A 14,156-nucleotide genomic window follows, 5' to 3' on the forward strand; every position below is an offset into this window, starting at 1 on the left:
GTTTGGCTACAAAAAAACCGCCTTTCGGCGGTTCGTTTGTCTCTGCAAGGTGGTAGCACACGATGCGGAGAAGTGTTTTGTGGCAAGCCCGATACAAGAAGGATTTTGCATCCAAATTTTTCACCGCGCAAGGCCAATTGTTTATTTTGCGTACTCCTGCCGGAAAATGAATGTAAAACTCTGCAATCACAAGATCTCCGTTTATCAGCATCCTCTTTTACACTACATTCAATGGCGGCCTGCTCCGCTGGTGTAGCAGCCAGTCACCGGGCCCGGGAGCAGTTCATACGTCCTACGTGGCAAGCCCGATATGCTTGCCTGGTTCTGCCTTTCCCGGTGAAGAAGGGATCGCCGTAGTTTTTACGGAAACACGCAATGGAAATGCGTCTGCTCTACGCGCTTATCCTTGTGTTAGGTTCGGTTATCGCGCTGAGCCAGGGTGGCTGGAATATTTCAGACATCACGGTTCTGCTGGTGCTGAACCTGGGCAATTAAGCTACTGGCCGCCCGCAAGGGCGGCCTTTTCGTTTGGCTACAAAAAAACCGCCTTTCGGCGGTTCGTTTGTCTCTGCAAGGTGGTAGCACACGATGCGGAGAAGTATTTTGTGGCAAACCTAATACGAAAACTATTTTGCCTCCTGAAATCATCAGGCGCAAGTTAGATTGTTCATTTTGTGCACAAATGCCGAAAAGTGGATGCAACTCTTTGCAAACATTAAAACGCCATATTCAAGCACACCGCTTTTATCTATATTCACCAGCGGCCTGCTTCGCTGGTGTAGCAGCCAGTCACCGGGCCCGGAAGCAGTTCATCCATCCTACGTGGCAAATCTAATACGCTTGCCTGGTTCTGCCTTTCCCGGTGAAGAAGGGATCGCCGTAGTTTTTACGGAAACACGCAATGGAAATGCGTCTGCTCTACGCGCTTATCCTTGTGTTGGGTTCTGTTATCGCGCTGAGTCAGGGTGGCTGGAATATTTCAGACATCACGGTTCTGCTGGTGCTGAACCTGGGCAATTAAGCTACTGGCCGCCCGCAAGGGTGGCCTTTTAGCCCAAAAAAAACGGCCCCGCAGGGCCGTTTCGTCAAACTCGAAAAGTTACTTTTTCTTCGCTTTCGGGTTTGGCAGATCGGTGATGCTACCTTCGAAGATCTCGGCGGCCAGACCCACTGACTCATGCAGAGTCGGGTGCGCATGGATGGTGAGCGCGATGTCTTCTGCGTCACAACCCATTTCGATAGCCAGGCCAATCTCACCTAACAGCTCGCCGCCGTTAGTCCCGACAATCGCACCACCGATAACACGGTGAGTCTCTTTGTCGAAGATGAGCTTGGTCATACCGTCTGCGCAGTCGGAAGCGATAGCACGGCCAGAAGCAGCCCACGGGAAGGTGGCGGTTTCGTAGCTGATGCCTTTCTCTTTCGCTTCTTTCTCGGTCAGGCCAACCCACGCAACTTCTGGTTCGGTATAAGCAATCGATGGGATCACTTTCGGGTCGAAGTAGTGCTTCATGCCGGCGATAACTTCTGCGGCAACGTGACCTTCGTGAACACCTTTGTGCGCCAGCATCGGCTGACCGACGATATCGCCGATTGCGTAGATGTGCGGCACGTTGGTGCGCATTTGTTTGTCGGTACGGATGAAGCCACGGTCGTCAACTTCAACGCCGGCAGCGCCCGCGTCCAGCAGCTTACCGTTAGGTACGCGGCCGATAGCAACCAGCACCGCATCATAACGCTGCGCTTCTGCCGGGGCTTTTTTGCCTTCCATAGAGACGTAGATCCCGTCTTCTTTGGCTTCAACGGCGGTCACTTTGGTTTCCAGCATCAGGTTGAACTGCTTGCTAATACGCTTGGTGAACACCTTAACCACGTCTTTATCGGCGGCAGGGATAACCTGGTCGAACATCTCAACCACGTCAATCTCTGAACCCAGCGCATGGTAAACGGTACCCATTTCCAGACCGATGATCCCGCCGCCCATAACCAGCATGCGTTTTGGTACGGATTTCAGTTCCAGAGCGTCGGTGGAATCCCATACGCGCGGATCTTCATGCGGAATGAATGGCAGCTGAATCGGACGGGAACCCGCCGCGATAATCGCGTTATCAAAGTTGATGGTAGTCGGGCCGTTTTCGCCTTCGACAACCAGAGTGTTAGCGCCGGTAAATTTACCCAGACCGTTAACGACCTTAACTTTACGACCTTTCGCCATACCGGACAGGCCACCAGTCAACTGGTTGATAACCTTTTCTTTCCAGGTACGGATTTTGTCGATGTCGGTTTTCGGCTCGCCGAAAACGATGCCGTGCTCGGCCAAAGCTTTCGCTTCTTCGATAACTTTAGCAACGTGCAGCAGAGCTTTAGAAGGGATACAGCCAACGTTCAGACAAACACCACCAAGGGTGCTGTAACGTTCAACAATGACGGTCTCCAGACCTAAATCAGCGCAACGGAATGCAGCGGAGTAACCAGCAGGACCAGCCCCAAGTACCACGACCTGAGTTTTGATTTCAGTACTCATCATGACCTCTTAATTTATTTCCGGCGGGTCTGACGTTATTTTTCTGATGTATCACAACGCCCATCATCCACCGGGACGTTCTATCCGCGTGCAGTTTACAAAATTGTTAACAATTTTGAAACAACAAACGGCAAACGTTTTGTCCTATGCAGCAGATAATCCCAGACAGCATCATGAGATTATCAGAAAAAAGCCGACCAGCAGGCCGGCTTTTTGGCTTACATCACCAGGCGACGAATATCTGCCAGGGTGTTGTTGATGATGGTAATAAAGCGCGCACCATCTGCACCGTCGATCACGCGGTGGTCGAAGGAGAGAGACATTGGCATCATCAGACGCGGCACGAACTCTTTACCGTTCCACACAGGCTCCATCGCGGACTTGGAGACACCGAGGATAGCCACTTCCGGCGCGTTAACGATTGGCGCGAAGTGAGTTGTCCCGATACCGCCCAGGCTTGAGATAGTGAAGCAGCCGCCCTGCATTTCGCCAGCGGTCAGCTTACCGTCACGGGCTTTCTTGGAGATAGCCATCAGTTCACGGGACAGCTCGGTGATGCTCTTCTTGTTCACATCTTTGAACACCGGAACCACCAGGCCGTTTGGCGTATCAACCGCCACGCCGACGTTGATGTATTTCTTCAGCGTCAGCTTCTGGCCGTCTTCGGACAGGGAGCTGTTAAAGCGAGGCATCTGCTCAAGTGCAGTTGCAACAGCCTTCATGATGAACACCACAGGAGTGAACTTCACGTCCAGCTTACGCTTAGCCGCTTCTTCGTTCTGCTGCTTACGGAACGCTTCCAGATCGGTGATGTCGGTTTTGTCGAAGTGGGTAACGTGCGGGATCATCACCCAGTTACGGCTCAGGTTGGCACCAGAAATTTTCTGGATGCGGCCCATTTCCACTTCTTCGATTTCACCAAACTTGCTGAAGTCGACTTTTGGCCATGGCAGCATGCCAGGCAGACCGCCGCCCGTCGCTGCCGGAGCAGTTTCAGCACGTTTAACAGCGTCTTTCACGTAAGCCTGTACGTCTTCGCGCAGGATACGGCCTTTACGGCCAGTGCCCTTCACTTTCGCCAGGTTTACACCGAACTCGCGCGCCAGGCGGCGAATCAGCGGAGTCGCGTGGACGTAAGCGTCATTTTCAGCGAATTCAGTTTTGCCGGAAGCCGCAGCTGGTGCAGCCGCTGGTTTATCAGCTTTTGCCGCAGGAGCCGGAGCCGCTGCCTCTTGCTTAGCCGCCGGAGCTGGCGCTGCGCCTTCAACTTCGAAGACCATGATCAGGGAGCCGGTAGACACTTTGTCGCCGGTGCTGATTTTGATTTCTTTAACTACGCCCGCAAACGGAGCCGGCACTTCCATAGAAGCTTTGTCACCTTCAACGGTGATCAGCGATTGTTCAGCGGCAACTTTGTCGCCCACTTTCACCATCACTTCGGTAACTTCTACTTCGTCGCCGCCGATATCAGGCACGTTCACTTCTTTCGAGCCGGATGCCGCTGGCGCAGCTGCTGCCGGAGCGGCTTCAGCTTTGGATTCTGTAGCAGCAGGTGCAGCACCCGCCACTTCGAAGACCATAATCAGGGAGCCGGTAGACACTTTGTCGCCGGTATTGATTTTGATCTCTTTCACAACGCCTGCGAACGGCGCCGGGACTTCCATAGAAGCTTTGTCACCTTCAACGGTGATCAGAGACTGCTCTGCTTCTACTTTGTCGCCAACTTTAACCATGATCTCGGTAACTTCTACTTCGTCACCGCCGATGTCCGGTACGTTCACTTCTTTTGCTGCCGCAGCTGCAGGAGCGGCCGCCGGCGCTGCTTCTTTCTTCTCTTCTGCCTGAGCAGGTGCAGCGGCTGCTGCACCTTCGGCGGAATCGAAAATCATGATCGGTGAGCCCGTAGCCACTTTGTCGCCAACGGAGACTTTAATCTCTTTAACGACGCCAGCCTGAGGTGACGGAACTTCCATAGAGGCTTTGTCGCCTTCTACGGTGATCAGCGACTGTTCAGCTTCAACTTTGTCGCCCACTTTGACCAGGATCTCGGTGATTTCAACTTCATCAGCCCCGATGTCCGGTACGTTGATTTCGATAGCCATTATCTTCTTTACCTCTTACGCCAGACGCGGGTTAACTTTATCTGCATCGATATTGAATTTGGTGATGGCTTCCGCTACCACTTTCTTATCGATTTCACCACGTTTAGCCAGCTCGCCCAGCGCGGCAACAACCACGTAGGATGAGTCAACTTCGAAGTGGTGACGCAGGTTTTCGCGGCTGTCTGAACGACCGAAGCCATCAGTGCCCAGTACGCGGTAGTCGCTTGCCGGGATGAAGTTACGGATCTGCTCAGCGAACAGTTTCATATAGTCAGTAGATGCCACCGCTGGTGCATCGCTCAGAACCTGAGCAACGTACGGTACGCGTGGTTCTTCAGTTGGGTGCAGCATGTTCCAGCGCTCACAGTCCTGACCGTCACGGGCCAGTTCGGTGAAGGAGGTGACGCTGAATACGTCGGAGCCTACGCCGTAGTCTTTAGCCAGGATCTGCGCTGCTTCACGTACGTGACGCAGGATAGAACCGGAGCCCATCAGCTGAACTTTACCTTTGCTACCTTCAACGGTTTCCAGTTTGTAGATACCTTTACGGATACCTTCTTCCGCACCCTGCGGCATCGCAGGCATGTGGTAGTTTTCGTTGAGCGTAGTGATGTAGTAGTAAATGTTCTCTTGCGCTTCACCGTACATACGCTCCAGACCGTCATGCATGATGACAGCGACTTCGTAAGCGTAAGAAGGATCGTAAGAGATACAGTTCGGGATAGTCAGAGACTGAATATGGCTGTGGCCATCTTCGTGCTGCAGACCTTCACCGTTCAGCGTGGTACGACCGGAAGTCCCGCCTACCAGGAAGCCACGTGCCTGCTGGTCACCTGCTGCCCAGCACAGGTCGCCGATACGCTGGAAACCGAACATGGAGTAGTAGATGTAGAACGGAATCATCGGCAAGTTGTTGGTGCTGTAAGAGGTCGCAGCAGCCAGCCAGGAAGAACCTGCGCCCAGCTCGTTGATACCTTCCTGCAGGATCTGACCTTTCTCGTCTTCTTTGTAGTAAGCAACCTGCTCACGGTCCTGCGGGGTGTACTGCTGGCCGTTCGGGCTGTAAATACCAATCTGACGGAACAGACCTTCCATACCGAAGGTACGCGCTTCATCGGCGATGATTGGAACCAGACGGTCTTTGATAGACGGGTTCTTCAGCATCACGTTCAGAGCACGAACGAAGGCGATGGTGGTGGAGATCTCTTTGTTCTGCTCTTCCAGCAGCTGGCTGAAGTCTTCAAGCTTAGGCAGCTCAAGCTTCTCGGTGAACTTAGGCATACGAGAAGGCAGGTAGCCGTTCAGCTTTTCACGCTGGCCGTGCAGGTATTTGTACTCTTCGCTGCCTTCTTCAAACTTAACGTACGGCAGTTTTTCGATGTCGGCATCAGCCACAGGCACATTGAAACGATCGCGGACATAGCGCACGCCGTCCATGTTCATTTTCTTAACCTGGTGAGCGATGTTTTTCCCTTCGGCGGTGTCACCCATGCCATACCCTTTGATGGTATGAGCCAGGATCACGGTTGCTTTGCCTTTGGTTTCCTGTGCTTTTTTCAGTGCAGCGTAGACTTTCTTCGGATCGTGGCCACCGCGGTTCAGCGCCCAGATCTGCTCGTCAGTCCAGTCAGCAACCAGTGCGGCAGTTTCCGGATATTTACCGAAGAAGTGCTCACGCACGTACGCGCCGTTCTTGGATTTGAAGGTCTGATAGTCGCCGTCAACGGTTTCGTTCATCAGCTGAATCAGTTTACCGCTGGTATCTTTACGCAGCAGTTCGTCCCAGCGGGAACCCCACATGACTTTGATAACGTTCCAGCCAGCGCCCGCGAAGATGCCTTCCAGTTCGTTAATAATTTTGCCGTTGCCGGTGACCGGGCCATCAAGACGCTGCAGGTTGCAGTTGATGATGAAGCACAGGTTGTCCAGCTTTTCACGGGTAGCGATAGTGATGGCGCCTTTAGATTCTGGCTCATCCATCTCGCCGTCGCCCAGGAACGCGTAAACGCGCTGAGCAGAGGTGTCTTTCAGACCACGGTGTTCCAGGTATTTCTGGAATTTAGCCTGGTAAATCGCGCCGATTGGACCCAGACCCATAGAGACGGTCGGGAACTGCCAGAACTCAGGCATCAGTTTCGGGTGCGGATAAGAAGACAGGCCGTTGCCGTGGACTTCCTGACGGAAGTTGTTCATCTGCTCTTCAGTCAGACGACCTTCCAGGAAGGCACGCGCGTACACGCCCGGAGAGATGTGGCCCTGGAAGTACACCAGATCGCCGCCGTCTTTTTCTGTGCGAGCACGGAAGAAGTGGTTGAAGCACACATCATAGACAGTTGCGGAAGACTGGAAAGATGCCATGTGGCCGCCCAGCTCGAGGTCTTTTTTAGACGCACGCAGCACGGTCATGATGGCATTCCAGCGGATAGCAGAACGAATACGACGTTCCAGCTCCAGATTGCCCGGGTATTCCGGTTCATCTTCAACGGCAATAGTGTTTACGTAGTTGGCTGCACCTGTGCCAGCTGCCACTTTAACGCCGCCTTTGCGGGCTTCGGACAGTAACTGGTCGATGAGATACTGAGCACGCTCAACACCTTCTTCACGGATGACCGATTCGATCGCCTGTTGCCAGTCGCGAGTTTCGATCGGATCCACGTCATTTGGGAAACGTTCTGACATGGGTGGTATTCCTTATCTGTGTCTAATACGTTGATTATCTGGAACCTGTCCCATTGTGCTTTTCCTGAAAAAGCACAATAAGACAGGTTCTGCGTTTAGTTGCCGCGCTCTAAGATTGGCGCTTAGAACCAGAAATCTGGCCCTTATTCCTTACGTTGCTGAAGGCGGCGCAGAGAACGTTCACGACGGCTCTCCTCACGGCTGCGATCCAGCAATATTTCCTCAATAAACGCCAGGTGACGGTGCGACGCTTCACGCGCCTGCTCCGGCTGACGAGCCATAATCGCCGCAAAAATGCTGGCGCGATGGCTGCTCACTTGCGCCAGCATTTCACGGCGCGCGTAGAGCAATTCAAAATTCTGACGAACGTTTTGTTCGAGCATGGGCGACATGCAGCGCAACAAGTGTAGTAGCACAACGTTGTGTGCGGCTTCAGTTACTGCGATTTGGTACTGCATAACGGCATCGGATTCGACGTCTAAATCGCCTGATTCCTGGGCCTGCTGAATCGCTAAGTGGCAGTCGCCGATACGCTTAAGGTCTTCGTCCGTCCCACGCAGTGCGGCGTAGTAAGCGGCGATCCCTTCGAGGGCATGGCGGGTTTCAAGCAGGTCAAACTGGGATTCGGGATGGTCAGAAAGCAGTTCTACAAGCGGATCGCTTAAGCTCTGCCAGAGGCTGTTTTGGACAAAAGTGCCACCGCCCTGACGACGAAGCAGGAGTCCTTTCGCCTCGAGACGCTGGATAGCCTCGCGCAGGGAAGGACGAGAAACGTCAAACTGCTTTGCCAGTTCACGTTCGGGTGGAAGTTTTTCGCCGGGACGCAAGGTGCCCTCAAGGATGAGAAACTCCAACTGCTGCTCAATCACATCGGATAATTTTGGTTGGCGGATTTTGCTGTAGGCCATTCTTCCCTATCTCTGCCATTTAGCCCAGAGTCAATTGGTATGACCAATTTCACATTCGTGACGCTAAAGTAACAAAGTATTCACCTTCTGTCCATCCTGGTTTTGATTGAAATCATTAAAGCGGACACATTTTAACAACATTACAGAACCGCCTTTTCAAACCTGTAACTTTGCACAAATTATGTGTTTACCACGGCGGGAAGCTATTTAACGTTTCGTAAACGACAATATTTGCGTTTTCTTGCAGCCTGAACCGATTCAACAGCTAAAAAGATGAATATAAATTCAAAAAATGCCGCTTATATTCCAGGAATAATGGACAGGCGCTTCAAGGCACGGTTCTCACACTGCTCTCTTTTTATCCAACCGGTCACGACTGCTACAGAAAGCAGGTGCAAACGCTGCCGCTTACCACTATTCTTGGCGCTGCGGTACCCCTTTATCAAAAATACTGGAATCAAAAACCGTAAAATAAAGACTACACCTTACGGAATCACAAAATTACACACGCCGTTACGAGCGTATAAGAACAACCACAATCACGAGGTTTATCGATGGATGGTCATCAGCAGGGCGGCGACACGCTAAAGCGCGGCCTTAAAAACCGCCATATTCAGCTCATCGCGCTAGGTGGAGCAATCGGCACAGGCCTGTTTCTGGGCAGCGCGTCCGTCATCCAGTCGGCGGGTCCGGGGATCATTCTCGGCTACGCCATCGCAGGATTTATCGCGTTTTTAATTATGCGCCAGCTCGGCGAAATGGTCGTTGAAGAGCCCGTTGCCGGTTCATTCAGCCATTTTGCCTACAAATACTGGGGCGGGTTCGCAGGTTTTGCCTCCGGCTGGAACTACTGGGTGCTTTACGTGCTGGTAGCCATGGCAGAGCTGACCGCCGTGGGCAAATACGTGCAGTTCTGGTGGCCTGAAATTCCAACCTGGGCTTCCGCTGCCGCCTTCTTCGTGCTGATCAACGCCATCAACCTCACCAACGTCAAAGTATTTGGCGAAATGGAGTTCTGGTTTGCGATCATCAAGGTTGTTGCCGTTGTAGCCATGATTCTCTTCGGCGGCTGGCTGCTGTTCAGCGATACCGCTGGACCGCAGGCTACGGTACGCAATTTGTGGGAACAGGGTGGGTTCCTGCCCCACGGCATGACGGGGCTGGTCATGATGATGGCCATTATAATGTTCTCTTTCGGCGGCCTCGAGCTGGTTGGGATTACCGCCGCTGAAGCGGACAATCCTGAGGTCAGCATTCCAAAAGCCACTAACCAGGTTATCTACCGCATCCTGATTTTCTATGTGGGCTCGCTGGCCGTGCTGCTGTCCCTGATGCCGTGGACTCGCGTTACCGCAGACACCAGCCCGTTTGTTCTTATCTTCCATGAGCTGGGCGATTCATTCGTCGCCAACGCGCTGAATATCGTCATTCTGACGGCAGCGCTGTCCGTGTATAACAGCTGCGTCTACTGCAACAGCCGCATGCTGTTCGGCCTGGCACAGCAGGGCAACGCCCCGAAAGCGCTGCTGAAAGTTGACCGCCGCGGCGTGCCGGTAACCACGATTCTGGTTTCCGCCATTGCAACCGCCCTCTGCGTGCTGATTAACTATCTGATGCCGGGCGAAGCCTTCGGCCTGCTGATGGCGCTGGTGGTTTCCGCGCTGGTGATCAACTGGGCGATGATTAGCCTCGCGCACATCAAGTTCCGCCGTAAGAAAGATCAGCAGGGTGTGAAAACGCGTTTCCCTGCCCTCTTCTATCCGTTGGGGAACTGGGTTTGCCTGCTGTTCATGGCCGCGATTCTGGTGATTATGGCGATTACGCCGGGGATGGCGATTTCCGTCTGGCTGATCCCGGTTTGGGTACTGATCCTGGCCGTCGGCTACTGGATTAAAACTCAGCAGAGCCGTAAATCCGTAAAAGCCTGATATTCAGGCGGTGAAAAGCGCCCGGCCAGCCCGGGCGCTTTGTTATCTGCTTCACACTTTCCCCCTCATGACACGATTGTCCATCCCTTTGACGGTTTCCTGCTGCGCATTTCTGAAGCTTCGGCACAATAATCTTGTCCATATCAAGTTCTGGAGTGGTAGCGATGGAAAACAGTAAATTATCTGTCCGTGAAAAAATCGGCTACGGGATGGGGGATGCTGGATGCAACATGATTGGCGGTGCCATCATGCTGTTTCTTAATTATTTTTATACTGATGTATTTGGGCTGGCCCCGGCGCTGGTCGGCGTGCTGCTGTTATCCGTGCGGGTGATTGATGCCGTAACCGACCCGATTATGGGAGCTATCGCCGATCGTACTACTTCACGCTGGGGGAGATTTCGTCCCTATCTGCTGTGGATTTCCCTGCCGTATGTTCTGTTTAGCGTGCTGATGTTCACCACCCCGGAGTGGAGCTACAATAGCAAGGTTGTCTATGCCTTTGTGACCTATTTCCTTATGTCACTCACCTATACCGCCATCAACATTCCTTACTGCTCGCTGGGCGGCGTAATAACGGCCGATCCGCATGAGCGCGTGGCCTGCCAGTCTTACCGCTTCTTTATGGTGGGTATTGCGACCCTGATCCTCTCCTCCACCCTGCTGCCGATGGCGGACTGGTTTGGCGGCGCGGATAAGGCCAAAGGGTATCAAATGTCGATGGGCGTGATGGCGATCATCGCGCTCTTCATGTTCCTGTTCTGCTTCGCCACGGTGAAAGAGCGTATTAAGCCGGCCATCCCGTCGAAACATGCTTTGAAGGCCGACCTGAAAGATGTGTGGAAAAACGACCAGTGGGTGCGGATCCTGCTGTTAACCTTCTGCAACGTGTGTCCCGGCTTTATTCGTATGGCCGCTACCATGTACTACGTGACATGGGTGATGGAAAAATCCACTTCATTTGCGAGCATGTTTATCAGCCTTGGCGTGGTCGGCATGATGATTGGTAGCGCGCTGGCAAAACCGCTTACCGATAAATACTGCAAGCTCAAAGTGTTCTTCTGGACCAACATCATCCTCACCCTTTTCTCCTGCGGCTTCTATTTCCTTGACCCGCATGCCACGACGCTGATTCTGGTCGCCTATTTCGTACTGAACATCCTGCATCAGCTCCCTTCCCCGCTTCACTGGTCGCTGATGGCCGACGTAGACGATTACGGCGAGTGGAAAACCGGCAAACGCATCACCGGGATCAGCTTTTCCGGCAACCTGTTCTTCCTTAAATGCGGCCTGGCCGTAGCGGGCGCGATGGTTGGCTTCCTGCTCTCCTGGTATGGTTATGATGCGAGCTTAAAACAGCAGGGGCCGGAAGCGCTTAACGGCATCGTGATGCTGTTTACTATTATCCCCGGCGTGGGCTATCTCATCACCGCGGGCGTGGTCCGCCTGCTGAAAGTCGATCGTGAATTAATGAAACAAATTCAGTTGGATCTGGAAAAACGCCGCATCAGCTACCGCGAGCTAAACGATCGCCCGGAGCTCCACCCAACTGAAAACCTGAGGAACGTGTAATGAGTAACTGGGCAAATCCTTTTATCGAACAGCGGGCCGATCCGTTTATTCTGCTCCATGACGGCTGGTACTATTTTATTGCTTCGGTACCAGAATACGATCGGCTGGAGATCCGCCGGGCCTCGTCGCTGGAAGCCCTGCCGCAGGCAAACCCGGTTGTGGTATGGCGTAAACACGAAAGCGGGCCGATGAGCGAGCTCATCTGGGCACCTGAGCTGCATGTTATTGAAGGCAAGTGGTACATCTATTTCGCGGCAGCCCACACCAAAGCGTTCGATTCGCTGGGGATGTTCCAGCACCGCATGTTTGCGCTGGAATGTGCGGATGCGGACCCGCTGACGGGAAGATGGGTTGAGAAGGGCCAGGTAAAAACCCAGTTCGATACCTTCTGTCTGGACGCGACGACATTTAACCATCAGGGCAGGCAGTGGTATTTGTGGGCGCAAAAGTCCCCGCACATACCGGGCAATTCAAATATCTATCTCGCCGAAATGGACACGCCGTGGTCAATAAAAGGCGAGCCTGTCATGCTGAGTAAGCCAGAGCATGAGTGGGAATGTCGGGGATTTTTGGTTAACGAAGGGCCAGCGGTTATCACGCACGGGGAGAAACTTTTTGTGAGCTATTCCGCCAGCGCCACCGATGAGAACTATTGTATCGGGCTGCTGTGGATTGATATGGCGGCGGACCCCACAAAAGCGGAAAACTGGCACAAATCCCCGCAGCCGGTATTCACCACCAGCTACGAAAACAAGCAGTACGGCCCGGGCCACAATAGTTTTACCAGAACGAAAGACGGTGAGGACGTGCTGGTTTATCACGCAAGAAACTACACGGAAATCGAGGGCGACCCGCTTTACGATCCGAATCGCCATACTCGTCTGAAAATCATTAGCTGGAGCGATGACGGTATTCCCGTATTTGGCGTACCGCCTGCCGATAGCCACCGAATAAAATCATACGGTCTCTCTTAAACGAGAGTCCCGTATATCGTCAGCAAAGCCACGACTACAACCACCACAAGCGACGCTTTCTTAGCCATAGAAACCGCCGCTTTTGGCGTTTTAACCTTGTCCAGATGGGGTTCGCGGGCCAGCGAATACTGCGCAAGCTGCGTCAGAACCTGATACTGCGGGGTATGGCGGTCAGCAAGCGAAGCAAACCAGGCAGGCAGCGCCTTCTCACCGTGGCCAATCAAGGCATAGACCACGCCGACCAGACGTACCGGCACCCAGTCGAGCACATGCAGTATCGCGTCGATGCCCGAAAGCAGACGCTGGTGCGGCGTATGGTGCCGCGCAAGCCATGTTTGCCAGGCGCGCAAAAACGCATAACCCGCAAGCGTAACCGGCCCCCACACGCCGCCTACGACAAACCAGAACAGCGGCGCCAGGTAATAGCGAAAGTTAATCCACAGCAGGCCGTTTTGCAGCTCTTTCAGATACTCACGTTCGTCACACTCAGGAGGAATGCCGTGAATCAGCGTTAGCTCCCCGGCCATCTCGTCTCTGGCATGCAGATCGTCATGGCCCGCAGCCTTCAGATACTGATGATAATGCATACGAACCGGGCCTGCGCCGATGCACAGGACGCCCAGCGCAATCCAGAACACCAGCAGCGGCACGTTGAAGAACAGCCCCTGCAGCCCCCGGATACACAGGTAAACAACCAGCATGCAGAGTGCCGTCATCAGCAGCGTGCGGAACAGCGAAAAGTGCTTCACGCGTCCAAACACCACCTCCAGGCGATGATCCAGCTGCCAGTGCTGCCCCATCTTGAACAACCGTTCCCAGATAATGACCAGCAAAAGGGTAAACAGCGTCATCTCATCTCCTTATTCGCCTTAATTTCCACCGACTGGCGAAAACGCGGCCAGTCAAAAGAGGGGCCCGGATCGGTTTTTCGTACGGGCGCAATATCACAGTGGCCTGTCATGTTATCCACCATAGCGGGGTAAGATGCGATTAACAGACGGGTAAGCGCGGCAAGCTGCTGATATTGCTCGTCAGTGTAGGGGACGGTATCCGTTCCTTCCAGCTCTATGCCGATGGAAAAATCATTACAACGTTCGCGCCCCTGATAAACTGAGACTCCCGCATGCCAGGCTCGCTTATCAAACGGAACATACTGCACAATCTCACCGTCGCGGCGAATCAGGCAATGCGCGGAGACGCGCAAATGTGAGATATCGGCAAAATAGGGATGTGCGTCAGGATCCAGCGTGCCGGTAAACAGCGCGTCAATCCATGGACCACCAAATTCACCCGGCGGCAAACTGATATTATGCACCACCAGCAGCGAAGGGGATTCATCCTCCGGTCGGCAATCAAAATGGGGGGAAGGTACATGCTTCACGTCCACCAGCCAGCCGTCTAAAAGCTGCATGCGGGGTTCTCCTTTGAGTGGTACTCGACGTCGCATCAGAGTAGCATGTTTCGACCTTA

General features: G+C 53.4%; 9 protein-coding genes. 3 read left to right on the plus strand and 6 right to left on the minus strand.

Features of this window, described 5'->3' with window-relative positions; translation table 11 throughout:
- Nucleotides 1–1,099: 1,099 nt before the first annotated feature.
- From lpdA to pdhR, 4 genes are all read right to left on the minus strand, one after another.
- Nucleotides 1,100–2,524, minus strand: a complete 1,425-nt coding sequence (gene lpdA, locus AAE045_RS16850; protein ID WP_202301171.1) for a dihydrolipoyl dehydrogenase — start codon at nucleotides 2,522–2,524, stop codon at nucleotides 1,100–1,102.
- 218 nt (nucleotides 2,525–2,742) lie between these two features.
- The gene (aceF, locus tag AAE045_RS16855; protein WP_455548710.1) at nucleotides 2,743–4,626 is read right to left on the minus strand and encodes a pyruvate dehydrogenase complex dihydrolipoyllysine-residue acetyltransferase; all 1,884 of its coding nucleotides are present in this window, start codon (nucleotides 4,624–4,626) and stop codon (nucleotides 2,743–2,745) included.
- A 15-nt stretch (nucleotides 4,627–4,641) separates the two neighbouring features.
- Nucleotides 4,642–7,305, minus strand: coding sequence for a pyruvate dehydrogenase (acetyl-transferring), homodimeric type (aceE, locus tag AAE045_RS16860; protein WP_455426955.1), 2,664 nt, complete (start codon nucleotides 7,303–7,305; stop codon nucleotides 4,642–4,644).
- A 143-nt stretch (nucleotides 7,306–7,448) separates the two neighbouring features.
- Nucleotides 7,449–8,213: a pyruvate dehydrogenase complex transcriptional repressor PdhR gene (gene pdhR, locus AAE045_RS16865; protein WP_455548711.1), complete on the minus strand. Its 765-nt coding sequence runs from the start codon at nucleotides 8,211–8,213 to the stop codon at nucleotides 7,449–7,451.
- A 554-nt stretch (nucleotides 8,214–8,767) separates the two neighbouring features.
- Here pdhR and aroP point away from each other — a divergent pair.
- The 3 genes from aroP to AAE045_RS16880 all read left to right on the plus strand — a co-directional run bounded on the left by aroP (nucleotide 8,768) and on the right by AAE045_RS16880 (nucleotide 12,686).
- Entirely contained in the window at nucleotides 8,768–10,141 is a 1,374-nt protein-coding gene (gene aroP / locus AAE045_RS16870) for an aromatic amino acid transporter AroP (RefSeq protein WP_455548712.1), read from the plus strand.
- Nucleotides 10,142–10,305: 164 nt separating this feature from the next.
- Nucleotides 10,306–11,712 carry a glycoside-pentoside-hexuronide (GPH):cation symporter gene (locus AAE045_RS16875; protein ID WP_455548713.1) on the plus strand — a complete coding sequence of 469 codons (1,407 nt, stop codon included), beginning with the start codon at nucleotides 10,306–10,308 and terminating at the stop codon, nucleotides 11,710–11,712.
- Nucleotides 11,712–12,686 carry a glycoside hydrolase family 43 protein gene (locus AAE045_RS16880; RefSeq protein ID WP_455548714.1) on the plus strand — a complete coding sequence of 325 codons (975 nt, stop codon included), beginning with the start codon at nucleotides 11,712–11,714 and terminating at the stop codon, nucleotides 12,684–12,686. The genes AAE045_RS16875 and AAE045_RS16880 overlap by 1 nt, the downstream gene beginning before the upstream one ends.
- Here AAE045_RS16880 and ampE read toward each other — a convergent pair.
- Both ampE and ampD read right to left on the minus strand, forming a co-directional pair.
- Nucleotides 12,683–13,537, minus strand: a complete 855-nt coding sequence (gene ampE, locus AAE045_RS16885) for a beta-lactamase regulator AmpE (RefSeq protein WP_455548715.1) — start codon at nucleotides 13,535–13,537, stop codon at nucleotides 12,683–12,685. The two genes, AAE045_RS16880 and ampE, sit on opposite strands and share 4 nt — an antisense overlap.
- A complete protein-coding gene (gene ampD, locus AAE045_RS16890; RefSeq protein ID WP_455548716.1) occupies nucleotides 13,534–14,097 on the minus strand; it encodes a 1,6-anhydro-N-acetylmuramyl-L-alanine amidase AmpD in 564 nt (187 codons plus the stop codon). Before ampD ends, ampE begins: the two co-directional genes overlap by 4 nt.
- Nucleotides 14,098–14,156: the final 59 nt, after the last annotated feature.

The organism is Dryocola clanedunensis, assembly GCF_038405435.1.
GTDB lineage: Bacteria > Pseudomonadota > Gammaproteobacteria > Enterobacterales > Enterobacteriaceae > Dryocola > Dryocola clanedunensis_A.

Excerpts from the sequence above, each read along its gene's own strand:
- lpdA (WP_202301171.1), bottom strand. The coding sequence starts at position 2,524 with ATGAGTACTGAAATCAAAACTCAGGTCGTGGTACTTGGGGCTGGTCCT.
- aceF (WP_455548710.1), bottom strand. The coding sequence starts at position 4,626 with ATGGCTATCGAAATCAACGTACCGGACATCGGGGCTGATGAAGTTGAA.
- aceE (WP_455426955.1), bottom strand. The coding sequence starts at position 7,305 with ATGTCAGAACGTTTCCCAAATGACGTGGATCCGATCGAAACTCGCGAC.
- pdhR (WP_455548711.1), bottom strand. The coding sequence starts at position 8,213 with ATGGCCTACAGCAAAATCCGCCAACCAAAATTATCCGATGTGATTGAG.
- aroP (WP_455548712.1), top strand. The coding sequence starts at position 8,768 with ATGGATGGTCATCAGCAGGGCGGCGACACGCTAAAGCGCGGCCTTAAA.
- AAE045_RS16875 (WP_455548713.1), top strand. The coding sequence starts at position 10,306 with ATGGAAAACAGTAAATTATCTGTCCGTGAAAAAATCGGCTACGGGATG.
- AAE045_RS16880 (WP_455548714.1), top strand. The coding sequence starts at position 11,712 with ATGAGTAACTGGGCAAATCCTTTTATCGAACAGCGGGCCGATCCGTTT.
- ampE (WP_455548715.1), bottom strand. The coding sequence starts at position 13,537 with ATGACGCTGTTTACCCTTTTGCTGGTCATTATCTGGGAACGGTTGTTC.
- ampD (WP_455548716.1), bottom strand. The coding sequence starts at position 14,097 with ATGCAGCTTTTAGACGGCTGGCTGGTGGACGTGAAGCATGTACCTTCC.